This is a genomic window from Pseudomonas sp. MYb2 (assembly GCF_002979955.1).
GTDB lineage: Bacteria > Pseudomonadota > Gammaproteobacteria > Pseudomonadales > Pseudomonadaceae > Aquipseudomonas.
Map to the genome: position 1 here is coordinate 97,974 of NZ_PCQC01000006.1, position 25,091 is coordinate 123,064.

Here is a 25,091-nt window from a genome sequence, read left to right on the forward strand (position 1 = left end):
GGCGACTGCGTGTAAATTATCATACTATTGGTGCGCTATCGAGCACTCGGGCCTGTCGGTCAAGCTATCCAAATCGCGCAGGAATGTTAGGGTTTTGGGTGCCGAATTACCTAAACGCTTCTGTTCAAGATGTTAATGAACGAGCGGATTCAAAACCCCAACGGGTACTGCACCACCACATAAATCCGGTCAATATCATCCCCAGCCTGCGCCTCATTGGCCCTATGCGAAACATGCGATAGCTGCACCGACAAATCCTTCGCCGCGCCCGATTGCACGATGTATTTCAAATCAATATCGCGCTCCCAATGCTTGCCACCATCACCTTGCTGTGGCTGATATTCGCCGCTGTCGGCATCGAACGGGTTATAGGCGCCGCCCTTAGGCGCGTGGGTGCCGTCGATGTGGCTGCCGGTGACGTAGCGGGTCATGAAAGTCAGGCCGGGGACGCCGAAGGCGCCGAGGTCGAGGTCGTAGCGCGCTTGCCAGGAGCGTTCGCCGGCGCCGTTGAAGTCGGCGTATTTGATCGAGTTGGCGAGGTAGATCGAGTCTCCGCCGACGAAATCGAACGGTGTATCGCCTTCTATTCGTTGCCAGCCGAGCATCACGCCGTGGGCGCCGTAGGTGTATTTGCCGGAGAGGCTGAACGCTGTGTTGTCGATGGCGCCGGCCAAGGCTCGACCGGTGTCGCGGGTGCGGTAGAGGTTGGCGTCCAGCAGAACCCCGGACTGCTTGAAATGCAGATTGCCGTAGTACTGGTGCCAGGTGTCGCTGAGTTCCGAGGCATACAGCGAACCGCCGACGGGGCTGTCGCTGAACAGATCCGCGCCGAGGAAGCTGATCCCGCCGGCTTCGGTGTTGGCGCCGTAGCCATAGAAGTCGCCACGACCGGAGGAACTGTCCTGGTTCTTGAAGGTGGTGAAGTGCCCGGCGACGAGATTCACGTTGTCGATTTCACGGCTGTTTATTAGAAACCCGGTGGCGTATTCCGGTTGCACACGTTTGTCGGAGGTGTCGAAAACTGGCGTTTCCACGGTCATTTCGCCGAACGCCAGGGTAGTGCGCGACACCTTCAGTTTGAACGCGCCGCCTGCGTCGGAGTAATTCGATTCGCTGCGACCGCTGCTGTCGACCGGTAGCAAGCCGGTGCCGGAATGTCCTTTGCCGCCATCCAGTTTCAGACCGAGAAAAGCGTGAGCATCGACGCCGAAACCGACACTGCCTGGCGTGAAGCCCGAGGTGAAGGTGCCAATGAAGCCTTGCGCCCATTCCTGTTTGTAGTTTTTGCCGGCGGGCGAGGGTGAGCGGTAGTCGTTGCTCAGGAAGAAATTGCGGCTGAGCACTTCGGTTTTCGAATCGTCGAGAAAACCGCTGGCACTGGCGGTTGCCTGCAGACCGCAGAGCAAAGTGAGCAGGCTGAGACGCAAAGGGGCATGGTCGATCATGGTCAGTGGCCAGCAATTGAATTGGCTGAATGATCGAGGAATATCCGCTGACAAGATTGAGCCGATGTGCTGAATTGCACTGACGCCATCGCCAGCAGGGCCAGCTCCCACAGGGTTTTGTGTCGGTCACACAATCCGGGGGCAACTCGGATCACTGTGGGAGCTTGCCCTGCAAGCGATGGCGGTGGGGCAGTCAATGGAGGTGTTGACTGTGCTGCCTCATCGCTGGCAAGCCAGCTCCCACAGGGTTTTGTGTCGGTCACACAATCCGGGGGCAACTCGGATCACTGTGGGAGCTTGCCCTGCAAGCGATGGCGGTGGGGCAGTCAATGGAGGTGTTGACTGTGCTGCCTCATCGCTGGCAAGCCAGCTCCCACAGGGTTTTGTGTCGGTCACAGAATCCGGGGGCAACTCGAATCATTGTGGGAGCTTGCCCTGCAAGCGATGGCGGTGTGTCAGTCAATGGAGGTGTTGACTGTGCTGCCTCATCGCTGGCAAGCCAGCTCCCACAGGGTTTTGTGTTGACCACTAAATTCATGTGCAGCACTGATCATTGTGGGAGCTGGCTTGCCAGCGATGGCGGTGGGTCATTCAACATCCATGTCACAGAACCACCGCTTTCGTGAGCAGGCTCGCTCCCACAGGAGATGGAGGGTGGTTTACAGGACGCCGTACTCCCGGGCGGTACGGTCGACAGCGATGCGGGTCTTGTCGATCAGTTCGTCCAGCTCGGCGCGGGTGGCGATCAATGCCGGGGCCATGATCATTCGGCCCAGCGTCGAGCGAATGATCAAACCTTCTTGAAAACCAATCGTGCGGCAACGCCAGGCGATGTCGTTCTCGTTGGCAAAACGCTTGCGCGTCGCCTTGTCTTGCGCAAACTGCAACGCCGCTACCAGCCCCACGCCCTGAATCTCACCCACCAACGGATGGTTGCCGAATACTTCGCGCAGGCAGTTTTGCAGATACGGGCCGGTATCGTTCTTCACCTGAGTGACCACACCTTCATCGCGCAACGCCTTGAGGTTGGCAATGGCCACCGCAGCGGCAACCGGGTGGCCGGAGTAGGTGAGGCCGTGAGCAAACACGCCACCTTTCTCGACCAACGCTTCAGCCATGCGCCGCGACAGAATCAAACCGCCCATGGGGATGTAGCCGGAGGTCAGGCCCTTGGCGATCGACAAGGTGTCCGGTTCAAAACCGAAGGCCTGATGGGCAAACCATTCGCCGGTGCGGCCAAACCCGCCAATCACTTCGTCCGCGCACAGCAGCACATCATATTTGCGGCAGATCCGCTGAATTTCCGGCCAGTAAGTCGCCGGCGGAATGATCATGCCGCCCGCGCCCTGGAACGGTTCGGCAACAAACGCGGCGACCTTGTCGGCACCCAGTTCGAGAATCTTGTCCTCCAGTTGCTGCGCAGCCTTCAGGCCGAATTGCTCCGGTGTCAGATCGCCTTCGTGGGCAAACCAATACGGCTCATCAATGTGCGCAACATCCGGGATGGTGCCGCCCATCTCATGCATGAACTTCATGCCGCCCAGCGCCGTCGCGGCGAGGGTCGAGCCGTGGTAGCCGTTCCAGCGGCCGATCATGATTTTCTTCTCGGGCTGACCCATCACCTGCCAGAACTTGCGCACGGTGCGGATCAGCACTTCGTTGGCTTCGGAGCCGGAGTTGGTGTAGATCGCGTGGCTGTAGTGCTTGGGCAGCAGACTGAAGAGCAGCTCCGACAATTCGATCACCGCCGGGTGGGTGGTGTGGAAGAACATGTTGTAGTAGGGCAGTTGTTCCAGTTGTTTCGTCGCCGCTGCGGCCAGATCCTTGCGTCCGTATCCGAGATTGGTGCACCACAGACCGGACATGCCATCCAGATAACGATTGCCGTCGTTGTCCCACAACGCCAGGCGATCACCGCTGACCATCACCCGCGGGCCTTCCTCGTTGAGGGCTTTCTGATCGACGAACGCGTGGATGTGGTGGGCGGCGTCGGCATCCTGATAATCACGGGTACTGCGGGTCGGATCGAATTCGGCGGACATGGCTGATCTCCAGAAATGGGCGAGTGAGTGCGTTCATACCAGCGGAGCACGGCTAATATTTGTCACTTTAAAATATTTTTGTAAAGAAAATATTTGTCGATGAAAAAAGATATCCGTAGGCTGAGCAGCATTGGCAAGGATCATCAGAGGCAACATGAGCGGACTCAGAGAGCGGCAAAAGGAACAGCGCAGGCAAGTGATCGCCGAGGCGGCGCTTGCACTGTTCAAGACCAACGGATTTGCCGCGACGACGCTGGATCAGATCGCCGTGCAGGCCGGGGTGTCCGCGCCGACGGTGGTGAATTATTTCGGCGGCAAGCAGGAAATTTTGCTCGCGTTGCTCAAACAACCCGACGAACAGGCCATGCGCGAGGCGCGGGCAAATCTGGACGATGACAGCGATCCGCTTGAAGCACTGTGCAAGTTCGAGCAGTTGATGACGGATTACCAGTTGCAAGCCATGCCTGCCTCGCTATGGCGGGAACTGGCGCCGTTTCTGCTCACCGGCGAATTGGCCGAGGCGTTGAGCCCGTGGAATGCAGCAGTGATTGAAGAGACGAAAGCGCTGGTGGAGCACTTTCAACGGGCAGGGAAGGTGCGCGAGTCGATTGATCTCGATGTGGTCGCAACGCTGTTCAATCAATACGCGAACATGGCGTTCATTCGACTGGCAACCCAGGAAACTCCGGACAGAGCCGCGCATGCGTTGCACATGCGCGGCGTCCTTAACCTGTTATGTCACGGCATGCTGGTGAGTTGAACACGGGCAAAATCTTTAAAACCGCCATGTGACGCCGCCGCCAACAATGTGCAACGCACTGTTGGGATAGCTGCCCGACAGCGTCTGTCCATTGCGTTTGGTCTGCTGCACGTCCATATCGCCGAGCCAGACCAGCGTGTAATTGAGGTTAAGGTCGGTGTCTTCGGCCAGTTTGTAGCTCAGCCCGGTCGCCAGCCGCCAGGTCTCGTTCATCGGGTTGTCGACGGTGCGATCCTTGTCCTTCACGGCAGAACTGTCGTAGCCCACGCCCATGTTCCAGCGCAGTTTCGGGCTGATCTGGTTTTGCGCTCCGATCGACAGGTGCCAGGTGTCCTGGTATTTGCGGTCGACCGCGCGGGACACGTCACCGGCGGCGCTATCCACCGATACGCCGATGTCGGCAAATTCGCTCCAGTCCTGCCAGTTCACCGAGCTCAACAACGTCCACTGCTCGTTCAACTGATGGGCGATGCTCAGGGTCGCGGTCTGCGGAATGTTCATGTCGATTTCGAGTTCGTCGACGTCCAGCCTCGATAACGCCAGATTGAGCAGTGGGTTGCGCACGCCATGCACTGAAGGCGAGTCCTTGAACTCAAGCTTGACCTTGCTGGTGTAAGCCAGACCCACGGTGGTGCGCTCGTTCACCTGATAGCGCAGGCCCAGGTTGATCCCGGTGCCGATGTCGGTGTCCTTGTACTGCAACTTGCCATCCTCCTGGAACGGCGTGCCGGGCAGGAAGGCGTTATTGTCGATGGCCATTTTTGTGTAGTAGTAGCCATAGACCAGGCGCGGGCCGATGCCCATCGACAAGTCGTCGGTGATCTTGTATGCGAAGGTCGGCTGCATTGAAATGCCGATCAGCGTCGATTCCTGGCTGAAATAGCGGCCGGCCCAGTCATCGTCGTATTTCACGCTCAGACCGAAGTTGCCATACATGCCGAAGCCGATACTGGCGCGGTCGTTGAGCTCATGGCTGATAAACAGACTGGTGCCCGGCAGGATCGGCAGCGGATTGCCGCCCTCGTTGCCGGAGAAATCGTTGTCGCCGTCGCGATCAAAGCCCAGACCACCGAATATGGCCTGACCGGTCAACGAAACCTGCGTGCCCTTGAGCGCGGCGATACCCGCCGGGTTGCTCATCAGCACGCTGGGATCGGTGGCCAGCGCCGCCGATCCGGCATTGGCCAGCCCCGCGCCTTCCTGTCCCGCTTCATACAGATCAATACCACCTGCCAACGCAGGACCGGATGAGCCCGCCAGCGCGAGAATAATCAGGGAATGCGTAGATTTCATCCCGGCGTCCTTATCAATGAAGATCAGCCTTCAGGTTTAGTCGCGAATTGGCCAGAGCACCAGTCGAGACGATTTGCCCGTTGTGAACTAGGCTCAGGTCGGTTCAACGCTGGCCCAATCAGGAGAGCCGAAATGGAAGACAAACCGCTGATAGCGTTCCAGAGTTCCAGAGTTCCAGAGCACTGCTGGATGTGCTCATACGTGCCGGTCTGATTACCGTGCTGGTGCTGTTCTGTTTCGACATCTTCCATCCGTTCCTCAATGTGATGCTGTGGGCGCTGATCCTGGCCATCACCTTGTATCCGCTGAATCAGAAGCTCGGCGCCAGGCTCGGTAACCGCTACGGCTGGGCCGCCATCGTGCTGGTGCTGCTCGGGCTGTTGATTCTGATGGTACCGCTGAGTCTGCTCGGCGCTTCCGTGGCTGACTCGGTGAAAGTCGGCATGCACACGCTGGAGGCGGGTTCGTTCGAAATTCCGCCACCACCGGCCAGCGTCGAGACCTGGCCGCTGATCGGTGCGCCGCTCTTCGGCATCTGGCAGCACGCTTCGCAGGATCTGAGCTGGGCTTTCAAGGAGCTGGCGCCGCACCTGAGCAGTTGGGGCAAAGTGCTGCTGCATCAGGCCGCCGGTGTCGGCGCAGGCATCGTGGTGTTTGTCGTCGCGATGATTGTCGCGGGGCTGATCATGACCCACGGCGAAAACGGTCACCGCACCGCCGTCGCCATCACCACGCGGATCTCCGGCCCGGTGCGCGGCCCGCAGATCGCCGAACTGTGCACCTCGACCATTCGCGCCGTGGCACAAGGGGTGGTGGGTATTGCTTTCATTCAGATGCTGTTGATCGGCGTGGCGCTGGTGATCATGGGCATTCCGGCCGCCGGCATTCTGGCCCTGATGGTGTTGCTGCTAGGCATCATGCAACTGCCGGTGCTGCTGATCACCATACCGGTGGTGATTTATGTTTTTGCCCACGACGGCGTCAGTGCCGGCACCGTCATCTTTACCGTGTGGATGATCGTTGCCGGGCTTTCCGACAACGTGCTCAAACCGATGTTGCTTGGGCGCGGCGTGGCGGTGCCGATGCCGGTGGTGCTGATCGGCGCGTTGGGCGGGATGGTCACCAGTGGCATCATTGGCCTGTTCACCGGGCCGGTGATTCTGGCGGTCGGCTATGAATTGTTCATCGGCTGGGTGTATCAACCCGCCGATGTCAGCCGTGTTGTCGAAGACAGACCAACGGAAAATCTGCCGTGACACTTATTGATTCGAGGAAATCTGACAACCGTTCATCGCTCAACTACGCTGGCTTACGTATCCCTATCTGACACTTGGGCGTAAGGAAACAGGCGCATGCGAAGCAGGCTGCTGACGGTTTGGATAGTAGTGTTTGCGGCGCTCTGGAGTGGACTCGGCTGGGCGGTCGATGACGCGGCCAAACCGGCCGGCGAGGCGGTTGAGCTGAAGGTGGCCAACCGCAGCATCATGTTGTTTCGCGCAACCATTCTGGGGGAAGCACCGGCCTCGCGGGTCAAACGGGCGAAGATGGTGATCAGCGAGGCGCTGGACGAAAACCCGACGCTGAACATCACCATCGACTCGATCCAGAACAGTTACATGGTGCTGATCGGTGACAAGCGGGCCTTTATCGTTGCGCCGCAGGATGTCGACAGCCTGGCCTATTCGTCGGTGCAACAGGCCGCCGAAGGCGCAGCGGAAAAACTGCGTCAGGTGGTCACTGAAACCCGTGAAGCGCGCAACCTGCAGATGATCCTGCGCTCACTGGGGCTGGCCGCTGTGGCCACGCTGATTTACGTTGCGCTGCTGTGGTGCCTGGCGTATCTGCGCCGCAAGCTGCTGGCAAAACTCCCCGCGCTGATGGATCGCCACACCCGGGCGCTGAAAGTCGGGCGGGTGCAACTGATCGATTCCAACTTCCTCTATCCCTTGGTCAGCCGTTTGCTCTTGCTGCTGCGCTGGCTGCTGATTTTGCTGTTGACCTATGAATGGCTGGGTTTCGTCCTGTCACGCTTTCCCTATACCCGGCCATGGGGCGAAAGCCTTAACAACTACCTGTTCGAGCTGGCGGGGTATTTGTTGCAAGGTATTGTTGATGCGATTCCCGGATTGGGCGTGGCGCTGGCGATTTTCTTCATTGCCCGTGGCGTGACTGCGTTTACCCGACGCATCCTGCGGCGCATGGCCATGCCCGGCACCTTCAGTTGGCTCAACCACGAAACCCTGCAACCGACTCAGCGCCTGACGGCTTTGGCAATCTGGCTGTTCGCCCTGGCAATGGCTTATCCATATCTGCCCGGCGCCGGCACCGATGCCTTCAAGGGGCTGTCGGTGTTGATCGGCCTGATGATTTCCTTGGGCGCGACCAGTGTCGTCGGGCAGGCCGCTGCCGGTCTGATCCTGACCTACACACGCACCTTGCGTCCCGGCGAGTTCGTCAGGATTGGCGACTACGAAGGCACTGTCACCGAACTGGGCATGTTCACCACACGCATCCGCACGGGGCTGGGTGAAGTGCTGACGCTGCCCAACTCGATGATCACCGGCACCGTCACCAAAAACTATTCTCGCACCGTGCAGGGCCCCGGTTATGTCGTCGATACGGTGGTGACCATCGGCTACGACACACCGTGGCGTCAGGTCGAGGCGATGCTGCTGGAAGCGGCCAAGCGCACCCCCGGCGTGCTGGAAGATCCACCGGCGCAGGTGTTCCAGACCGCGCTGGCGGATTTCTATCCCGAATACCGCCTGGTCGCGCAGGCCATCCCGAGTCAGCCACGTCCGCGCGCGGTGTTGCTGAGCATGCTCCACGCCAATATTCAGGACGTGTTCAACGAGTACGGCGTGCAGATCATGTCGCCGCACTATCTGGGCGACCCGCAACAGGACAAGTGGGTGCCAAGGGACAAGTGGTACACCGCGCCGGCTCAAGAACCGAAGGATCAGTGATCGCTGCTCAAGGGAGTTAGCCCCATGCTCGAATTTATCCTTCACGCCTTGCGCGCCACCCGGAAATCGGCGCGTTGCCGCCAGCGGCGCAATGGGCGTTTTCCGAGTTCGGCTTGACCGCGTTTGGCGCGGTGGTGGGCTTGCTCGCCGGGCCGGCGGCGTTTGCCGCGATGAAAGAGCAGGGCTTGGCGCTATTGCTGTCCGGCGCGGTGGTAACGATTTTACCGCCGCTGGTGGCGCTGTATTTCGGCCGCTACGTGCTGCGCCTGCACCCGATGATTCTGTTTGGCGCACTGGCCGCGGGTAGACGCGTACGTGGTCACCGGTGGCCATGCGGTGCACCTGATCCTGTGCAACATAGGCCAAACCACTGGGGGGCGACGATCAGCCCGGACAGCCGCGCTTCATGGCAGCAGGCGCTGGCTTCGCTGGTTTGCAGGCGCGAGGCGATGTCCGGCTCGTCGAGGGTAATCAGGGTTTCGACATCAGCGCGCAGGGGATTTGTGCGCATTGGCGCAGCCCTATATTGGCGTCTAGGCTGGACAGTCTGTCGCCCATTCGGGCGTCACGCCCAACGCAGGGACAGGAGCGGAACCGATGAAAGCCCCAGTCAGTATGGTCTGCCTGATGTTCACGCTGGTTCTCGCGCCGGGGGTCCGTGCCGATGATCCGCCCGCGACACCGGCCACACCCGTAACCGATGCGGCGGACGACACGCCGCTGGTCAACCCGCAGGTGGTCGACAAGCTCATCGACATGGGCGATTACCTGCGCAGCCTGGCGAAATTCCAGGTCGACGCCCAAGTCTCGCGGGACACCGTTCTGGAGTCGGGGCAGAAGATCAAGACCGAGTCGGTCAACACTCTGAAAGTGGTCGGCCATGATCGTCTGTATGCGAAAAGCGAAGGCGATGTGCGCACCCGAGAGTTCTTCTACAACGGCAAAAAACTCACCCAGTATTCGCCCTATCTGCAGTACTACACGACGGTGGACGCACCGGCGACCGTCGCGCAAACCCTGCACATGGTCGAGAACTACTATGGCGTGCAAGTGCCGATGGAGGATCTGTTTCTGTTCGGCAGCGACCAGGCGCAGATCGATGCCTTGAAAGCCGCGCTTTACGTCGGGCCGTCGATCATCAAGGGCCAGCTGTGCGACCACTTGGCGTTCCGCCAGGAGGGCATCGACTGGCAGTTGTGGCTGACCCGCTCGGACAAACCGTTGCCGTGCAAACTGGTGATCACCACCACTGACGACAAGACCTATCCCGAGTACAGCGCGGTCTACCAGTGGAACCTCAAACCGACGATTCCGGACAGCCAGTTCACCTTCAAACCGGGCAAGGGCGATGTGGCGATTGCGATGAAAAAAACCAGCGATCAGGGAGGGCAGTGACATGCATAAGTCAATGACGTGGAGTCTGTTGATCTCGCTGGCCACCGCAATGTTGTTGACCGCAGGTTTGGTCGCTGAGGCGGACGCCCGGGGGCAACGTGCCCAGGGCCATGCCCGCGCCAACGTCAACCGTGCGCCGGCGCCTCATGCGCAACGGGCACAGCGAATCAATGCGCCGCAGCGCGCCAACCATGTGAACGCCGGTAATCGGGTCAATTCGGGCAATCGGGTGAATGCCGGCAACAACGTCGGCAACCGCACCTACGTCAATAACAGCAATCGCAACGTCAACCGTGACGTCAATATCGACAACCATCGCGACGTCGACATTGATGTCGATGGGCATGGTCGTTATGGCTACGACGATCACTATCATCCGATCGCAACGGCCGCCGCCGTGACCGCGACGGTAGCGGTGACAGCGGCAGTGGTGGGCTCGATCTTCACCCCGGCGCAAATGCCCAGCAGTTGCGTGCAGGTGATTCGCTACAACGTCGCCTACATGCAGTGCGGTTCGACCTGGTACCAGCCGCAGTACCAGGGCAGCGATGTGACGTATGTGGTGGTCAACGCGCCGTGATCAGGCTTTCGGTACCCAGGGTTGCATCAGCGCGAGCATGCCGCGACCGCCTCGGCGCAACCCGCTGGCCAGGGCCAGCCACGACAGTTCGGTGACAATCACCTCACTGGCGGGCACCAGTCGGACTTCACCGGAGGTGCCGCCGGCAGGTCCGCCGTCGGGCATGAAGATCTTCAACCAGTCATCGACGCTTTCGACGACCAGGCACGGACGCCAGCCTTCGCCTTCAGCAATGATGCCGACCTTGGAGCCGTCCTCGTTTTCCAGCCCGGCGAATCGTGCGGTGGTGTCCTTGAACAACTGGTAGCCCGGCAAGTTGCTGAGCAACTTGTTTTCCGTGGCTTCCATGGCCCGCGCCGCCACTGAAGTGCGCGCCAGCAACCCGGCAAGAAAACACAGCACGATCAGGCCGATCAATGTCGCCAGACTGATCAGCGTGACGCCGGCCACGTCGTAATCCTTGAACATCGGCAGCAGCTTTTCCACCGGCCCGCGCAGCAGGTGAATGGCTTTTTCGAGCAGCACGACGATCAATACCAACGGCAGGATGAACAACAGACCACCGATGACGGTGGTCTTGATGAACTTGAACATGACGGCTCCTTGAATGACGGGCGATCCGCGTTCAAGGCTAGCTGATGCAGGCGAGGGGGAGGGCAAAGATGAAAATGGCGAGGGAGTTTGCTCCCTCGCCACGTTGACAGCGCCTTAGTTGATCCGTGGATGCTGTTGCACCAGATCCTTGCGCTTGGCTTCCAGTGCGGCGATTTCTGCGTCGATGTCTTCGATTTTCTGCTCGATGTTGTCGTGGTGTTCTTGCAGCAATTCCTTGGCTTCCTCCAGGTCGGAAGCCGCCGGCGCTGCGCCACGCAGCGGTTTGTTGGCGGTTTCTTTCATGGTTACACCGGTGACAAGGCCGACCACGGCAATCACCATCAGGTAATAGGCCGGCATGTAGAGGTCGTTGGTGCTTTCGACCAGCCAGGCCACGGCGGTCGGGGTCAGGCCGGCGATCAGCACCGAGACGTTGAAGGCACTGGCAAGTGCGCTGTAACGAATGTGCGTCGGGAACATCGCCGGCAGGGTCGAGGCCATCACGCCGATAAAGAAGTTGAGCAGCACGGCGAGGATCAGCAGGCCGGAAAAGATCAGGCCGATACTGCCGCTGTTGATCAACATGAACGCCGGAATGGCAAACAGGAACAGGCCGATGCTGCCGACCACAATGAAGGGCTTACGGCCAATCTTGTCACTGATAAAACCAATCAACGGCTGCACAAACAACATGCCGACCATGATCGCGATGATGATCAACACGCCACGGTTTTCGCTGTAATGCAGGTTGTGCGACAGGTAACTCGGCATGTACGTCAGCAGCATGTAGTAGGTGACGTTGGTCACGGCGACCACGCCGATACAGGTCATCAGGCTGCGCCAGTGCTTGGTCGCGACTTCCTTGAACGAGACTTTCGGGCCGCCGGCGAGGCCTTCGCGGTCACCTTGTTCGAGTTTCTCGACGTGCTGTTGGAAGGCCGGGGTTTCTTCGAGGGCGTGACGCAGATAGAGGCCGATCATGCCCAGCGGCAGGGCGAGGAAGAACGGCAGACGCCAGCCCCACGATTCGAATTGCTCCTCGCCCAGCGTGGTCGAGATCAACACCACCACGCCGGCACCGAGGACGAAACCGGCAATCGAGCCAAAATCCAGCCAGCTGCCGAGGAAGCCGCGTTTGCGGTCCGGCGCATATTCGGCGACGAAGATCGATGCACCGGTGTATTCACCTCCGACCGAGAAGCCTTGAGCCATCTTTGCCAGCAACAGCAGGATCGGTGCCCAGATGCCAATCGAGGCATAGGAGGGAATCAGGCCGATGGCGAAGGTGCTCAGCGACATGATCACGATGGTCGCAGCGAGGACTTTCTGTCGTCCGTACTTGTCGCCCAGGGCACCGAAGAACAGACCGCCCAGCGGCCGGATCAGGAAGGGCACCGAGAATGTCGCCAGTGCGGCAATCATCTGCGTGCCGGGGTCGGCGCCAGGGAAGAACACTTTGCCGAGCACATAGGCGACAAAGCCGTAGACACCAAAGTCGAACCATTCCATGGCGTTGCCCAGCGCGGCGGCGGTGATCGCTTTGCGCATCTTGGCGTCGTCGACGATGGTGATGTCTTTCAAACCGATTGGCTTGACGGTTTTCTTGCGTGATTTCATCCGGGTTTTCTCTTTGCTGATCCATCTTGCCGCGTAGATGCCATCTATTTGATGGCGCGTGCTCTTTGGCTCAGATACATGAGGACACGAAATAATTCAGTGCTTGGCGCTTTTTTTCCCTGAGGAGAGTGTAGGAGCTGCCGCAAGGATTGCCTTGAGCGCGGAACTCTCGGCGTAGGCAAGGGCGATGATGAGGAATATTGTCTGCTCGACATCAAGGAAGCCGTCGGCGCCGCTGCACCTCGAGCCGCCCGATTTGTCCGCGAACTGTTGCCGCAGGACATGAAGCTGGAACTCGATCAGTTGAGTCAGCGCGATGCGATGCTCGCGGCCAGGTATCTGGCGCGGGTCGTCGGCGTGGCGCATGCCCGGCAAATGGATCTGGCTACTCGATCCGAGTGGATGGCGGATCTGCAAACCTGCCGAACCAAACGTCTGGATGCGCCGTCCTGGCTGTAGACCAGTGTCGTGCAACTGGTTGGCAATCACGAAAAGGGCTATCTGGAACACTGCCGGCGTTACGCGCTACAGCATTGACCGCGTTATTGGGCGAGACCCGCCAGCGCAATCCCCAACGGCTGACCCGCACCCGACGCGGCGGCCTTCATTTCATTGCGATAACCGTGCGGGCTGGTGCCCAAGTGCTTCTGGAAGGCGCGACGCATGCGCTCCTCGCGGCCAAAACCCGCTGTTTCGGCAATGCGCTTGATCGGTTCGCTGGTGGTTTTGAGTAATCGGGTAGCGGTCTCCAGCCGCAGGTTCTCCACCGCTTGCGCCGGGGTTTCGCCAGTGGCGGCGACATAGGCGCGGGCGAAGTGACGGGGGCTCATGCCGAACTGCTCTGCCAGCCGTTCGACGCGCAAATCACCGTTCAGATTCGCCGCAATCCACCCGTGCAGCCGGGCCAGACGCACATCCGGATCGGTGCGCAGGGCTTTCGATTGAGCATTCAGCGAAGCGCTGAGCTGCGGTTGTTCGGCATCACGCCACATAAACACCGTGAAATACCGCGCCAGTGCGAGTGCCGTGTGGGCACCGAGATCCTGTTCGACCAGGCCGAGGGCCAAGTCGATGCCTGCCGTGGCGCCTCCGCATGTCCAGAGGTTGCCATCGTGCAGATAAAGCGCGTCGGTGTGGCAGTGCACAGCGGGGTAACGCGCTTGCAGTTCGGCGGCGAATTTCCAGTGCGTCACTACTTGGCGGCCATCGAGCAGGCCGGCTGCGGCCAAGGCAAAGGCACCCGTACCGATTGAACAGAGCCGACGGATATCAACGGAGCGGCGCCGCAGCCACGCGCAGGCCTCTTCGTCGGCTTCGAGGGCGGCCATGCCCGGTCCACCGGCGACGATCAGGGTGTCGATCAGCGGGACGATGTCATCGATCTGCTCCAGCGAACAGGTGGTCACGCTGATCCCGGAAATCGACATGACCTGACCGCCTCGCGGCGAGGCAATCAGCAAGCGGTACGGTGGGCTTGCGCTGTACTGCTCACCCAACACTCGCGCAATGGCGGCGAACACTTCCAGCGGCCCGGCGGCATTGAGCAGCAGCAGATCATCAAAGGCCAAAACCACCACGGTGCGTGTGTCCGCTGTGGCAGCAAAGGAGGGGTGTTTGGCATGGAGCGACACGGCGGGCCTCGACATACTGAAATCACTGCACAAATGAGCCTCCGACAATGCCGGTAAAACTTCCTGCTGCCAAGCGTCTGCTGGCGCTGCCCCTAAAAGCGCTGCTGTGCAGCGTTGCCTTGTTGTTCAGCCAAGCGCCGTTCGCCGTTGCCGAACCGTTGAAGGTCGGCGACCAAAGCGGCCTGACTCAAGCCTTGCTCCACGCCGCCGGCGAAGATCAAAACCTTGGCTATGCGCTGTCCTGGCACCCGTTTTTGGCAGGCACCACCATGCTTGAGGCGCTGAGCGCCGGTGCTATCGATGCCGGTGTAGTGGGCAACGCGCCGCCGGTGTTCGCTCAGGCGGGTGGCTTTGATGTGCGCATCATCGGCGTCGCAAGCGGTGCGCAAAACAACAATGCACTTCTGGTACCGGAAGGTTCGGCAGCCAAGCAGGTTTCCGACTTGAAAGGCCAGCGCATCGCCGTGGCCAAGGGCAGCAGCGGGCATTATTTGTTGTTGGCTGCGCTGCAACAAGCGGGCCTCACCCCACGGGAAGTGAACATCGCCTATGTCAGCCCGGTGGATGCGCAAAATGCCTTTGCCAGTGGCAAGCTCGATGGCTGGGCGGTCTGGTATCCGTTCGTTGGTCAGGCCACCTCACGTGGGGCGCGGGTTTTACTGGATGGCAGCGCATGGCCGGAAACCGGGCTGAATTTTACCGTCGCCAGCCTCAAGGCACTGGACGATCCGCAACGGGCAGCATCGTTAGGCGATCTGCTCGCCAGACTGACCCGAGCCCAAGCGTGGGCCACCGCGAACCCGCAGGCCTGGGCCGAGGTGTTCGCGCAAACCACTCGACTCCCGGTTGCCCTGGTGCAAGAGATGCTCGCCAAACAGGCGCTGCGTTACGTGCCGATCGAACCTTCGGTCATCGCCTCCCAGCAGCATCTGGCCGACCTGTTTGCCAGCGAACACCTGATTCCGCGACCGTTGAAAGTCGAGCAGATCTTCGACGACCGCTTCAACCCGTTACTGCCGCAAAACCCATAACCCATTCAGTTCACCTTGCCGCGTTGCTCGCGGCGCGGATTCATACGCCTGGAGAAAAGTGATGCCTGCTCTCGAAACCACCACCCTCAAACGCCGCAAGACCGGGCTGATCGCAGTCGATCCTGCGCGCAGCGCTGGCGGCTACACGCTGTTCGCCCCGCAAACCGCAGACGGCAACGTGTTCCTTATCGACCTCGATGGCGAAGTCGTCCACCGCTGGAAACTGCCGCAGCGCCCCGGCCGCGACGCGGTGATCCTGCGCAACGGCAACCTCGGCTACAACGGCAACCATCCGCATTCACCCGACCTGTTTCCGGGCTGGTCGGTGTGGCACGGCGGCGCGTTCAGCGAAGTGACGCCGGACGGCGAAGTGGTTTGGGAACACACGGATCTGCTGCATCACCACGATGCGCAATGGCTGGACAACGGCCATCTGCTCTACACCACGGCCGAGCCGTTGAGTGCTGAGCTGGCCCGTCGGGTGGTCGGTGGGATTCCCGGCAGTGAGGCGCAGGGCGGGGTGATCTATGCCGATGTGGTCAAGGAAGTCGATCGTCAGGGCAATGTGGTTTGGGAATGGCGCAGCTGGGAGCATCTGCAACCGGAAGACTATCCGCTGCACGAGGCCTTCGAACGTCACCACTGGCCGATGACCAACGCAGTGACGCCGGGCCACGACGGCAAGGTGATTCTCAGCCTGCGCAGCGTCTCTTCGGTGATTGCCATCCAACGTGGCAGCGGCGAAGTGCTGTGGCGTTTGGGTCACGATCTGGTGGCACAGCAGCATTGCCCGAGTGAACTGGAAAACGGCAACGTGCTGGTGTTCGACAACGGCATCTTCCGCCCGCACGTGAGCATGCCGCACTCGCGCATTCTCGAAATCAACCCGGCGACGCAACAGATCGAATGGCAATACGCCGATACGCCCGGCTACGCGTTTTTCACGCCGTTCATGGGCGGCGCGCAGCGTTTGCACAACGGCAATACGCTGGTGACCGAGGCCAACTTTGGCCGCTTGTTCGAAGTCAGCCCGGCGGGAGAAGTGGTCTGGGAATACGTCAATCCGCACTTCGCCAGCTACCCCGATGCCGCCTCCCGCCGTTATCTGCCGGGGGAAAACAACGCGATCTTCCGTGCCCATCGTTATCAGCGCGCCGACCTGCCTTGGCTGCGTGACTGAGCACGCCCGAACCTCCACCGCAACGATCACGCTCACGCAGGCCACGCGCAGCGAAGTATCGACTCCTCTCGAAGAGCGGCTTCAGGCCGCTCCAGGAATCACCGATGAAACTTCTTTATTCGCGCAACGTTAGCGCTGGCGCCCTGGGTTTGTGCTCGTTAATGCCATTGCTCCCGGCAACCGCCAGTGATCTGCCCGACAACAATGATGTGCTGCAAACCGTCACCGTCGAATCCCGGCGCCGCAGCGAAGACGCGCAGCAAGTGCCCACGGCGATGAGCGTGCTTGGCGCGCAAACCCTCGAGGAGCAACGCCTGTATCGCCTGCAGGATTTGCAGCAGGCGATGCCCAGCGTCAACGTCGCGTTCATGCACGCCCGGCAATCGAGCCTGTCGATTCGCGGCTTGGGTAACAATCCGGCGAGCGATGGCCTGGAAGGCAGCGCCGGGATTTATCTGGACAACGTTTACCTCGGTCGCCCCGGCATGGCGGTGTTCGATCTGCTCGACGTCGAGCAGATCGAACTGCTGCGCGGCCCGCAAGGCACGTTGTTTGGCAAGAACACCACGGCAGGCGTGCTGAACATCACCACGCGCCGGCCGTCATCGACGCCGCAAGGCAGCTTCGCCAGTTCGGTGGGCGAGGACGGTTATTCGCAGAATCAGGCAAGTTTTTCCGGCCCGCTCAACGACACGCTCAGTGGTCGCATCGCCGCCTACAAAACCCACGAAAACGGCTACGTGAAAAACGAATTCGACGGCCACACCCTCGGTGGCGGCGTGCGTCAGGGCGTGCGCGGCCAACTGCTGTTTCAGCCCAATGACGATTTCAATCTGCGCTGGCTCGCCGATTATCATGAAGAGGATTCCAGCGCTGGCACGCGCTCGTTGTTCAGCACCGGGCCGACCATCAACGGCGTCAACCGTTATGAGCAACGCGCCGCCGCGGTCGGGGCGACGCTGGTAGACGGGCGTCGGGTCAATCTGGACGCCGATCAGAACGTCACGGTGTTCCAGGGCGGCACGTCACTGGAGGCGAACTGGAATCTGCGCAACGATTACACACTGACCTCGATCAGCGCTTATCGCTGGTGGGATTTCACCCCGCGCAACGACGATGAGTTGAACGTTGATGTGATGCACAACGTCGGGCAATCAGCGCGGGACAAACAATACTCCCAAGAGATCAGGCTGGCCTCGCCGGTTGGCGAACACTTCGATTACGTGCTCGGCGCTTATTACTTCCGCCAGGAAATGAGCAACAAGGTCTTCACCGATTACGGCCCGCTCGCGGACACCTGGAACGGCACCCCGCAAGGCGCGCTGAACAACGTCACCAGCGTCGGCCACGGCGATGTCGACACCGACAGTTTCGCCACGTTTGCCCAAGGCACTTGGCACCTGACCCCGGTTTTGGATTTCAGCCTCGGTGTGCGCGGCACTTATGAACGCAAACTGGCGCAGGTCACGCGCAACGCTCCGGTCGGAGGAGCCGGGGTCAGCGGCGCAGCAGCGGCTGCCAGGGCAGGGCGGAGCGGTGCTTACGATTCCGGGGATCTGAGCCTTTATAGCTTCAGCCCTTCGGCGCTGGCGAGTCTCGCCTGGCATGTCAGCGATGAGGTGCTGGCGTATGCCTCGTTATCCCACGGCGAGAAATCCGGAGGGGTCAATCTCAGTGTGGCGAGCGCGCCAGTCGCCGGGGCTGATTCGCTGTTGATCGGCAGCGAGCGGGCCAATGACGCCGAACTCGGCATAAAAACCACGCTGCTCGATCAGCGTCTGTTGCTCAATGCCAACCTGTTCTGGACCGTGGTGCACGGCTATCAGACCAACGCTTATGACGACGTCAATCTCACCAGTTACCTGACCAACGCCGGCACCGTGCGCAGCCGCGGTCTGGAACTGGACAGCAGTTGGCGGCCAATCTCGGGGCTGACGATCAACGTCAATGGCTCGTTCAACGACGTGCGCTATCTGTCTTACGACGAGGCGCCGTGCCCGGCGGAAGTCGCCTTGCGCCCAGGCGCGCCGGCCGCTTGCGATTTGAGTGGGCACGCGGTGGTCGGTGCGTCGAAATGGATTTTCAACAGCAATGCCAGTTATCAATGGAACCTGCAAAACGGCCTGCAGCCCTACGTCAATGGCAGTTACGCGTGGCGTTCCCATGCGGTCGGCACCGTCGATGATTCCCGCGAGGCGCAGTTGCCGGGCTATGGCCTGGTCAATCTGTCCAGCGGAGTGCGCGGCGATTGGGGCAAAGGCCAGTGGGACGTGTCGCTGTGGATGAAAAACGCCTTCGACAAGACGTATTACACCACGCTGTGGAATTCACCCAACGGCGCTTACACCGGGGTGTTGGGCACCCCGCGCACAGTGGGCATGACGGCGCGATATGACTTTTGACCGGAGCAACTGCGGGTTGCCTGCGTGAAATTATTTCTGTAGATTTTCATGAAATTATAAAAAGATGATTTCATGAGGTCGCGAATGTTTCAGCAGTCCAGCCAGCACGTCGACAGTTATTACGCTCATAGTTGCGCCGATATTCTGCGCGATCGGCCGGTTCTGGAGGGCGAGCAGAACGCCGATGTGGTGATTATCGGCGCCGGTTTCAGCGGGCTGCACACGGCGCTGCGACTGGCGCTGGCCGGTAAGCGCGTGACCGTGCTCGAGGCCAGCCGTGTGGCGTGGGCGGCCTCGGGGCGTAACGGTGGGCAGGCGATTCTCGGCTGGTCGTGCGATATGCCGCCGCTGGAAGCTGCGCTCGGCCATGAACGCGCCAAGCGTTTGTGGGACGGCATGCGCTGGGCGTCTGAAGAACTGCGCGAGTTGCCGGGTCGGCATGGCTTCGATTGCGACTATCGGCCAGGGCACTTGTGGACGTCAGTGATGCCGCGTCGGGTCAGTCTGCTGACCGAATGGCAACGCGAGGCCAGCCACAAATGGGGCCACGATGACTTGCAGTTCATCCCCCGCGAACAATTGTCCGAATGGGTCGCCAGCGATCGCTATCAGGCCGGGTTGTACGACCCGCACGGTGCGCACCTCAATCCGCTGAAACTTGCATTGGGCCTCGCTGCCGCCATCGAACAGGCCGGCGGGCGCATCTACGAACAAAGCAAAGCCTTGAGTTATTCGCGGGAGGGCGCTGGCTTCCGGGTCGTCACTGAACGCGGTTCCGTCCGTGCCGATGTGCTGGTGCTGGCCTGCAACGCTTACCTCGATGAACTCGACCCGCAACTGTCCAGTTGCATTCTGCCGGTGGGAACTTATCAAGTGGCCACGGCGCCACTGACATCCGAGCAAGTGTGCGCATTGCTGCCGAGTAACGTTTGCGTGACCGACAACCAGTTCGTCCTCGATTATTTTCGGCGCACCCCCGATAACCGCTTGTTGTTCGGCGGCGGCTGCACCTATCTGGGCGGCATGCCCAGGGATATCGGAGCGGCAACCCGGCCGTTTCTTCAGCGCGTGTTCCCGCAGCTCAAAGGCGTCGAGGTGGAATTCGCCTGGGGCGGGCACATCGATCTGACTCTTAAACGCACGCCAGATGTCGGTTGCGAGGGTAACCGTTACTGGCTGCAAGGTTATTCCGGTCATGGCGTGTTGCCGACGCTGGCCGCTGCGCTTGCAGTGTCCGACGCGATTCTCGGCAACACGGACGAATTGACCTTGTATCAGGGCCTGAGCAATGGTCGTTTCCCCGGCGGCAAACATTTCGCAGCACCGCTGGAGGCGATCGGCAAAGCCTGGTATCGCCTGCGTGACAGCATTTGAAGAGGCCATTTCTGGATACCCGACGATGAACAAGCAAGAAGAAATCGCCGCGCTGGCGATCCTCATCCACGACCTGCGCAAGCACAAGAAGTGGACCCTGAAAGAACTGGCCGACAAAATCGGTCGTTCGGTGGGCTTCCTCTCGCAGGTCGAGCGCGGCTTGTCGCGGCCCACCGTCGCCGATCTGACCGCGATCAGCGAAACCTTCGGCGTGCCAACCACCTATTTCTATAGTTTGCCCAAGCCTAAAGAGCTGCCGTGGGTTACCCGCCCGGACGAGCGCCGCACGCTGTATTACGCCAACGGCATCACCGACATTCTGGTGTCGCCGCAGATCCGCGCCTCGTTCTCCATGCTCGAAAGTCATCTGGAAGCCGGTGCGAGCAGCGGCGAGCGCCATCTGACCGACAGCTCGGAGCAGGGCGGTTACGTCCTCGAAGGCGAACTGACGCTGTGGCTGGGCGACGACGAAGACCCGGTCACCCTGAAGGCCGGCGACAGTTTCCAGTTCGACAGCCATACCCGCTGCCGCTACGGCAACCTCACCGAGCAGCTCACCCGAGTGCTCTGGGTCTATACCTGAGAATAATAAAAGGATGAACACGATGGACGCTGTCTGCGCCGGTTTGCTCGCTGAAGTACGTGCGTTTCGCCAACGCTACCCCGAGGTGCGTTATGTCGACCTGATCTCCCTGGACATTCCCGGGCACTTCTACGGCAAACGCTACCCGGTCGACATGCTGGAAAAAGTCGCCGCCGGCAGCGCCCTGAAACTGCCGCAAAACTGCGTATTGCTGGGCGTGCAGGGCGGTTTGTTCGAGATCGGCGATTACTGCTTCCACGACGGTGACCCCGACGCCGTGCGCCGTCTGGTGCCGGGCACACTCAAACCGGTGAGCTGGGAAGCGCAGCCCTTGGGGCAGATGCTGATCACCTCGGACGGCACTGAAAAACCGATCGAATTCGAACCCCGCGAAGTCCTCGCGCAAGTGCTCAATCGGCTAGCGCGCAAAGGCATTCACCCGGTGGTCGCGTTCGAACTGGAGTTCTACCTGTTCGATAAAAAGCTGCGCGACGGCCTGCCGCAATTCCCCCGCGATGAACTGAGCGACGACGCCGACGATCAGCCGAACATGCACATCGAACGCCTGTCACGCTTCGCCCCGGTGCTCGACGAAATGGTCGAAGCCACACGCGCCCAAGGCATCGACGCCACGGTGATCACCGCCGAACTCGGCCCGGGTCAGTTCGAAATCAACTTCGGCCACCTCGACGACGGCCTGCGCGCAGCGGACTGGGCCGCCTTATTCTGCCGCAGCACTCGTGGCGTCGCGCTGAAACACGGCTACCGCGCCAGTTTCATGGCCAAGCCGTATCTGCAGCACCCCGGCAGCGGCATGCATGTGCATGTCAGTCTGTACGATGCCGACGGCAACAACTTGCTGGCGGCCAACGAACAACAAGCGCTGCGCCACGCCATCGCCGGCTGCCTGGAACTGCTGCCACACAGCATGCCGATCTTCGCCCCGAACCAGAACGCCATGCGCCGCCTCGGCGGCACGGTGAACACCGCGACCAAAGCCAGTTGGGGCTTTGAGGATCGCGATGCGTGCTTGCGGATTCCCGAGTCGGATGAGAAGAACCTACGGGTTGAATATCGACTGGCGGGAGCGGATGCCAACCCTTATTTGGTCCTGGCAGCGATCCTGGTGGGCTTGGAGCATGGGCTGGAGGCGGGCAAGGAACCGATTGCGCCGCTGAACGAAGATCGCAACAGCGGCATTGATTTCCCCAGGGAAATGTTCGAAGCCGTGCGCGCGATGCAGCATCAGCCGCAGTTGCGTGAGGGATTGGGCGCTGAGTTCGTCGACGTGTATTGCGAGAACAAACGCCAGGATCATCTGGCGTTCATGCAGGAGATTGGGGCGCGGGAGTATCGCTGGTATTTGTGAGGCGGGGAGAAAGGGTAGGGTGAAATCGTCAGTGGTTGTTCTCGGCCACACGCAGCCATGCGAAGAATTTCCTTCGCCGGAAGGCTTAATTGGGAGTGTATGGGCCCGGCATGCCTGTCTCAGTCGCTGCCCATGCCTCTTTTGCGCACCCAATTGATCACCAGCAAAACCCCTGCCGCGATCCCTTGCGTCCCGCACATGACCCAGATCAGAGCTGTGTGAAAAAGGAACCAGGAACTCAACCCCAACAGCATTGACAGCACGACCCCCAGCAAAAGCAGTGGCAGGTACCGTACCGTGGGGGCGTCTTCCAGTGCGTCAGCGAAGATGCTCCAGCAGGCCCATTGTGAGTACAGGGCGAGAATCAATACCAACAGAACCCGCCACCCGCCTGTTATTGGTTCTGAAGTGAACACGGCGATCAGAAACGCGATGACACTCCACAGGGTAAAAACAAACGTGGTGCTGGCCGGCACGGTGTAGGCGGGAAGGGCCAGGGCGATCTGGATCAGCTTGAGAGTTTGCAGTCGAGTCATCACTACGCGCTCCTTGCGAGAACATTGAACAACGCCGATGGCTTGCGAAGTGACTATAGATCAGCGCTTCACCGGGTGCGTGCGTGCTGACGGTGTCACGAGATAAAGCCCGCCGCGCATCATGTGCCACTGTGGCAACAACGCGACCAGACGCCCGTCCGCCAGGCATTCACTGGCGATGAACTCGGGAAGTTCGGCGAGGGCCGAGCCGTCCAGCAAGGCTGGCATAAGCGTCAGCGTTGGTCGCCCGCAGCGGACCGTCAGTGAGCACAGTTGTGTAGCGCTCACATACCTTACAGTTGTACACGAGCCAATCATCGGCCGTGTTGAACACACACACACACACACTTTTTCACAATGACCTCCTACCCACCAATCAATGGCAAAATCCCCCTTTGATCGGTTTGGAGACCCCACATGCTTCGTCTATTCGAACGAAGACTCGACCCTTTCCCTCCTGACGAGGTGCCGCCACCGCCCACCGGTCTGGCGCGGTTCCTCTGGGCTTGCACCCGTGGCGCGCGTGGTTATGTGCTGGCCTTGGCGCTGCTCAGTGCCGCGGTGTCGATTTATGAGGCGTGGCTGTTTTCCTTCCTCGGGCAGGTGGTTGATTTGCTCTCGACCTGGCAGGCCGGCGGGGAAGCGGCGGCGCAGGAGACGCGGGTGTTGTGGGGCATGGGCATTGTCATGGTGCTCAGTGTCGGACTGGTCGCGTTGCGCACCATGGTGCAGCACCAGATTCTGGCGATTAACTTGCCGTTGCGGCTGCGCTGGGATTTCCATCGGTTGATGCTGCGGCAAAGCCTTTCGTTTTTCTCCGACGAGTTTTCCGGTCGGGTCACGACCAAGGTGATGCAGACCGCTTTGGCGGTGCGCGATGTGTTGTTCACGCTGATCGAGATCCTGCCGGGGATCGGTGTGTATTTCATTGCGATCATTGCGCTGGCCGGCGGCTTTGCGCTGAAGCTGATGTTGCCGTTCCTCGCCTGGGTGATTTTGTTCGGGCTGGCGATGTGGTACTTCGTGCCGCGTCTGGGCAAGGTCGGGCAGGAGCAGGCCAATGCGCGGTCGATGATGACCGGGCGGATTTCCGATGCCTACACCAATATCACCACGGTGAAGCTGTTCTCGCACTCCAATCGTGAAGCGCATTTTGCTCGGGCGGCGATGGAGGATTTCAAGCTGACAGGGTTTCGCCAGATGCGTCTGGTCAGCCTGTTCGAGATCGTCAATCAGGCTCTGGTGGTGGCGTTGATCATGTCGGCGGGCGGTTATGCGCTGTGGCTCTGGCATCAGGGCGAGGTCGGCGCCGGTGCGGTGGCGGCCATCACGGCCATGGCGTTGCGCATCAATGGCATGTCGAACTGGATCATGTGGCAGATGACGTCGCTGTTCGAAAGCATCGGCACCCTGCACGACGGCATGGAGACGCTCACCCAGGGCACCAAGGTGCAGGACGCGCCGGATGCCGGCGTACTGAAGACGTCCGGCGGCGCGGTGACGTTCGACAACGTCAGCTTCAATTACAACGGCGAACGGCAGGTGCTCGATGGCCTGAACCTGAGCATCCGTCCGGGGGAAAAAATCGGTCTGGTGGGCCGCTCCGGTGCCGGTAAATCCACGCTGATCAACTTGCTGCTGCGCTTCTATGACGTCGACCGCGGGGAGATTCGCATCGACGGCCAGAACATCGCGCAAGTAACCCAGGACAGCCTGCGCAGTTGCATCGGCATGGTCACCCAGGATACGTCGCTGCTGCACCGTTCGATTCGCGACAACATTGCCTATGGCCGGCCCGATGCGACCAACGCGCAGATCCGTAGCGCGGCGGCCAGTGCGCAGGCCGATGAGTTCATCAGCCAACTCAGCGACCGCCAGGGCCATACCGGCTACGACACCCTCGTCGGTGAGCGCGGGATCAAGTTGTCCGGTGGCCAGCGTCAGCGTGTGGCGATTGCCCGGGTGATGCTGAAGAATGCGCCGATCCTGCTGCTCGACGAAGCCACCAGCGCGCTGGATTCAGAAGTCGAAGTGGCGATTCAGGAAAGCCTCGACGAGATGATGCAGGGCAAGACCGTGATCGCGATTGCTCACCGCTTGTCGACCATTGCAGCGATGGACCGCCTGATCGTCATGGACGAAGGGCGCATCATCGAACAAGGCACCCACAGCGAACTGCTGGAACGCAACGGCGTGTATGCGCGGCTCTGGCAACATCAGAGCGGCGGGTTCCTCGGTGAGGATCAAGGCGTGGCGGAGGTTCTGGATCAGGCCTGATGTTCGAACACAAAAA

General features: G+C 60.4%; 20 protein-coding genes and 3 pseudogenes. 14 read left to right on the forward strand and 9 right to left on the reverse strand.

Annotated elements, in window-relative coordinates:
• Window positions 1–149 precede the first annotated feature (149 nt).
• Both CQ009_RS11800 and CQ009_RS11805 read right to left on the reverse strand, forming a co-directional pair.
• Window positions 150–1,445, reverse strand: coding sequence for an OprD family porin (locus CQ009_RS11800; protein WP_105706298.1), 1,296 nt, complete (start codon window positions 1,443–1,445; stop codon window positions 150–152).
• A 659-nt stretch (window positions 1,446–2,104) separates the two neighbouring features.
• Window positions 2,105–3,487, reverse strand: coding sequence for an aspartate aminotransferase family protein (locus CQ009_RS11805; protein WP_105706301.1), 1,383 nt, complete (start codon window positions 3,485–3,487; stop codon window positions 2,105–2,107).
• 154 nt (window positions 3,488–3,641) lie between these two features.
• Here CQ009_RS11805 and CQ009_RS11810 point away from each other — a divergent pair, with 154 nt between their 5' ends.
• The gene (locus tag CQ009_RS11810) at window positions 3,642–4,247 is read left to right on the forward strand and encodes a TetR/AcrR family transcriptional regulator (protein ID WP_064389923.1); all 606 of its coding nucleotides are present in this window, start codon (window positions 3,642–3,644) and stop codon (window positions 4,245–4,247) included.
• 15 nt (window positions 4,248–4,262) lie between these two features.
• Here the strand turns inward: CQ009_RS11810 and CQ009_RS11815 are convergent, their stop codons facing one another.
• Window positions 4,263–5,540, reverse strand: a complete 1,278-nt coding sequence (locus CQ009_RS11815) for an OmpP1/FadL family transporter (RefSeq protein WP_064389924.1) — start codon at window positions 5,538–5,540, stop codon at window positions 4,263–4,265.
• Between the two features lie 191 nt (window positions 5,541–5,731).
• On the opposite strand from CQ009_RS11815, the gene CQ009_RS11820 reads away from it, so the two are divergent.
• The 3 genes and pseudogenes from CQ009_RS11820 to CQ009_RS11830 form a co-directional block, all read left to right on the forward strand.
• Window positions 5,732–6,796, forward strand: a complete 1,065-nt coding sequence (locus CQ009_RS11820; protein WP_256585409.1) for an AI-2E family transporter — start codon at window positions 5,732–5,734, stop codon at window positions 6,794–6,796.
• Between the two features lie 96 nt (window positions 6,797–6,892).
• Complete coding sequence (locus tag CQ009_RS11825; protein WP_105706305.1) at window positions 6,893–8,506, forward strand: mechanosensitive ion channel family protein; 1,614 nt, start codon at window positions 6,893–6,895, stop codon at window positions 8,504–8,506.
• 50 nt (window positions 8,507–8,556) lie between these two features.
• Window positions 8,557–8,814, forward strand: a pseudogene (locus CQ009_RS11830) (aspartate-alanine antiporter); the annotation flags it as partial.
• Window positions 8,815–8,825: 11 nt separating this feature from the next.
• Here the strand turns inward: CQ009_RS11830 and CQ009_RS11835 are convergent.
• Complete coding sequence (locus CQ009_RS11835) at window positions 8,826–9,017, reverse strand: hypothetical protein (protein ID WP_241091102.1); 192 nt, start codon at window positions 9,015–9,017, stop codon at window positions 8,826–8,828.
• An 86-nt stretch (window positions 9,018–9,103) separates the two neighbouring features.
• On the opposite strand from CQ009_RS11835, the gene CQ009_RS11840 reads away from it, so the two are divergent.
• Together CQ009_RS11840 and CQ009_RS11845 are read left to right on the forward strand one after the other, a co-directional pair.
• Entirely contained in the window at window positions 9,104–9,901 is a 798-nt protein-coding gene (locus CQ009_RS11840; RefSeq protein ID WP_105706307.1) for a DUF2092 domain-containing protein, read from the forward strand.
• Window position 9,902: 1 nt separating this feature from the next.
• The gene (locus CQ009_RS11845) at window positions 9,903–10,481 is read left to right on the forward strand and encodes a hypothetical protein (RefSeq protein WP_105706309.1); all 579 of its coding nucleotides are present in this window, start codon (window positions 9,903–9,905) and stop codon (window positions 10,479–10,481) included.
• Here the strand turns inward: CQ009_RS11845 and CQ009_RS11850 are convergent, their stop codons facing one another.
• Together CQ009_RS11850 and proP are read right to left on the reverse strand one after the other, a co-directional pair.
• Window positions 10,482–11,075: a hypothetical protein gene (locus CQ009_RS11850; RefSeq protein ID WP_105706311.1), complete on the reverse strand. Its 594-nt coding sequence runs from the start codon at window positions 11,073–11,075 to the stop codon at window positions 10,482–10,484. It lies immediately after the preceding gene.
• 114 nt (window positions 11,076–11,189) lie between these two features.
• Window positions 11,190–12,692, reverse strand: coding sequence for a glycine betaine/L-proline transporter ProP (gene proP / locus CQ009_RS11855; RefSeq protein ID WP_064389934.1), 1,503 nt, complete (start codon window positions 12,690–12,692; stop codon window positions 11,190–11,192).
• A 168-nt stretch (window positions 12,693–12,860) separates the two neighbouring features.
• Here proP and CQ009_RS11860 point away from each other — a divergent pair.
• Window positions 12,861–13,229 (forward strand): annotated as a pseudogene (locus tag CQ009_RS11860) (DUF2252 family protein); the annotation flags it as partial.
• 5 nt (window positions 13,230–13,234) lie between these two features.
• Here CQ009_RS11860 and CQ009_RS11865 read toward each other — a convergent pair.
• Window positions 13,235–14,323 (reverse strand): GlxA family transcriptional regulator, encoded by a 1,089-nt coding sequence (locus tag CQ009_RS11865; protein ID WP_256585410.1) that lies wholly within the window; start codon window positions 14,321–14,323, stop codon window positions 13,235–13,237.
• Between the two features lie 47 nt (window positions 14,324–14,370).
• On the opposite strand from CQ009_RS11865, the gene CQ009_RS11870 reads away from it, so the two are divergent.
• The 6 genes from CQ009_RS11870 (at window position 14,371) to CQ009_RS11895 (ending at window position 22,262) form a co-directional block, all read left to right on the forward strand.
• A complete protein-coding gene (locus CQ009_RS11870; RefSeq protein ID WP_105706315.1) occupies window positions 14,371–15,354 on the forward strand; it encodes an ABC transporter substrate-binding protein in 984 nt (327 codons plus the stop codon).
• 61 nt (window positions 15,355–15,415) lie between these two features.
• A complete protein-coding gene (locus tag CQ009_RS11875; protein WP_105706317.1) occupies window positions 15,416–16,534 on the forward strand; it encodes an aryl-sulfate sulfotransferase in 1,119 nt (372 codons plus the stop codon).
• A 104-nt stretch (window positions 16,535–16,638) separates the two neighbouring features.
• Window positions 16,639–18,936, forward strand: a complete 2,298-nt coding sequence (locus CQ009_RS11880; protein ID WP_105706318.1) for a TonB-dependent receptor — start codon at window positions 16,639–16,641, stop codon at window positions 18,934–18,936.
• Window positions 18,937–19,020: 84 nt separating this feature from the next.
• Window positions 19,021–20,310 (forward strand): FAD-binding oxidoreductase, encoded by a 1,290-nt coding sequence (locus CQ009_RS11885; protein WP_105706320.1) that lies wholly within the window; start codon window positions 19,021–19,023, stop codon window positions 20,308–20,310.
• A gap of 25 nt (window positions 20,311–20,335) precedes the next feature.
• Window positions 20,336–20,893 carry a helix-turn-helix domain-containing protein gene (locus CQ009_RS11890; protein ID WP_105706322.1) on the forward strand — a complete coding sequence of 186 codons (558 nt, stop codon included), beginning with the start codon at window positions 20,336–20,338 and terminating at the stop codon, window positions 20,891–20,893.
• A 22-nt stretch (window positions 20,894–20,915) separates the two neighbouring features.
• Window positions 20,916–22,262 (forward strand): glutamine synthetase family protein, encoded by a 1,347-nt coding sequence (locus CQ009_RS11895; RefSeq protein WP_105706324.1) that lies wholly within the window; start codon window positions 20,916–20,918, stop codon window positions 22,260–22,262.
• A 119-nt stretch (window positions 22,263–22,381) separates the two neighbouring features.
• Here the strand turns inward: CQ009_RS11895 and CQ009_RS11900 are convergent, their stop codons facing one another.
• Window positions 22,382–22,798, reverse strand: a complete 417-nt coding sequence (locus tag CQ009_RS11900) for a hypothetical protein (RefSeq protein ID WP_105706326.1) — start codon at window positions 22,796–22,798, stop codon at window positions 22,382–22,384.
• 60 nt (window positions 22,799–22,858) lie between these two features.
• Window positions 22,859–23,069: pseudogene (locus CQ009_RS11905) on the reverse strand (LysR family transcriptional regulator); the annotation flags it as partial.
• Between the two features lie 146 nt (window positions 23,070–23,215).
• Here CQ009_RS11905 and CQ009_RS11910 point away from each other — a divergent pair.
• Window positions 23,216–25,075 (forward strand): ABC transporter ATP-binding protein, encoded by a 1,860-nt coding sequence (locus CQ009_RS11910; RefSeq protein WP_105706328.1) that lies wholly within the window; start codon window positions 23,216–23,218, stop codon window positions 25,073–25,075.
• Window positions 25,076–25,091 lie beyond the last annotated feature (16 nt).

Excerpts from the sequence above, each read along its gene's own strand:
- CQ009_RS11800 (WP_105706298.1), bottom strand. The coding sequence starts at position 1,445 with ATGATCGACCATGCCCCTTTGCGTCTCAGCCTGCTCACTTTGCTCTGC.
- CQ009_RS11805 (WP_105706301.1), bottom strand. The coding sequence starts at position 3,487 with ATGTCCGCCGAATTCGATCCGACCCGCAGTACCCGTGATTATCAGGAT.
- CQ009_RS11810 (WP_064389923.1), top strand. The coding sequence starts at position 3,642 with ATGAGCGGACTCAGAGAGCGGCAAAAGGAACAGCGCAGGCAAGTGATC.
- CQ009_RS11815 (WP_064389924.1), bottom strand. The coding sequence starts at position 5,540 with ATGAAATCTACGCATTCCCTGATTATTCTCGCGCTGGCGGGCTCATCC.
- CQ009_RS11825 (WP_105706305.1), top strand. The coding sequence starts at position 6,893 with ATGCGAAGCAGGCTGCTGACGGTTTGGATAGTAGTGTTTGCGGCGCTC.
- CQ009_RS11835 (WP_241091102.1), bottom strand. The coding sequence starts at position 9,017 with ATGCGCACAAATCCCCTGCGCGCTGATGTCGAAACCCTGATTACCCTC.
- CQ009_RS11840 (WP_105706307.1), top strand. The coding sequence starts at position 9,104 with ATGAAAGCCCCAGTCAGTATGGTCTGCCTGATGTTCACGCTGGTTCTC.
- CQ009_RS11845 (WP_105706309.1), top strand. The coding sequence starts at position 9,903 with ATGCATAAGTCAATGACGTGGAGTCTGTTGATCTCGCTGGCCACCGCA.
- CQ009_RS11850 (WP_105706311.1), bottom strand. The coding sequence starts at position 11,075 with ATGTTCAAGTTCATCAAGACCACCGTCATCGGTGGTCTGTTGTTCATC.
- proP (WP_064389934.1), bottom strand. The coding sequence starts at position 12,692 with ATGAAATCACGCAAGAAAACCGTCAAGCCAATCGGTTTGAAAGACATC.
- CQ009_RS11870 (WP_105706315.1), top strand. The coding sequence starts at position 14,371 with ATGCCGGTAAAACTTCCTGCTGCCAAGCGTCTGCTGGCGCTGCCCCTA.
- CQ009_RS11875 (WP_105706317.1), top strand. The coding sequence starts at position 15,416 with ATGCCTGCTCTCGAAACCACCACCCTCAAACGCCGCAAGACCGGGCTG.
- CQ009_RS11880 (WP_105706318.1), top strand. The coding sequence starts at position 16,639 with ATGAAACTTCTTTATTCGCGCAACGTTAGCGCTGGCGCCCTGGGTTTG.
- CQ009_RS11885 (WP_105706320.1), top strand. The coding sequence starts at position 19,021 with ATGTTTCAGCAGTCCAGCCAGCACGTCGACAGTTATTACGCTCATAGT.
- CQ009_RS11890 (WP_105706322.1), top strand. The coding sequence starts at position 20,336 with ATGAACAAGCAAGAAGAAATCGCCGCGCTGGCGATCCTCATCCACGAC.
- CQ009_RS11895 (WP_105706324.1), top strand. The coding sequence starts at position 20,916 with ATGGACGCTGTCTGCGCCGGTTTGCTCGCTGAAGTACGTGCGTTTCGC.
- CQ009_RS11900 (WP_105706326.1), bottom strand. The coding sequence starts at position 22,798 with ATGACTCGACTGCAAACTCTCAAGCTGATCCAGATCGCCCTGGCCCTT.
- CQ009_RS11910 (WP_105706328.1), top strand. The coding sequence starts at position 23,216 with ATGCTTCGTCTATTCGAACGAAGACTCGACCCTTTCCCTCCTGACGAG.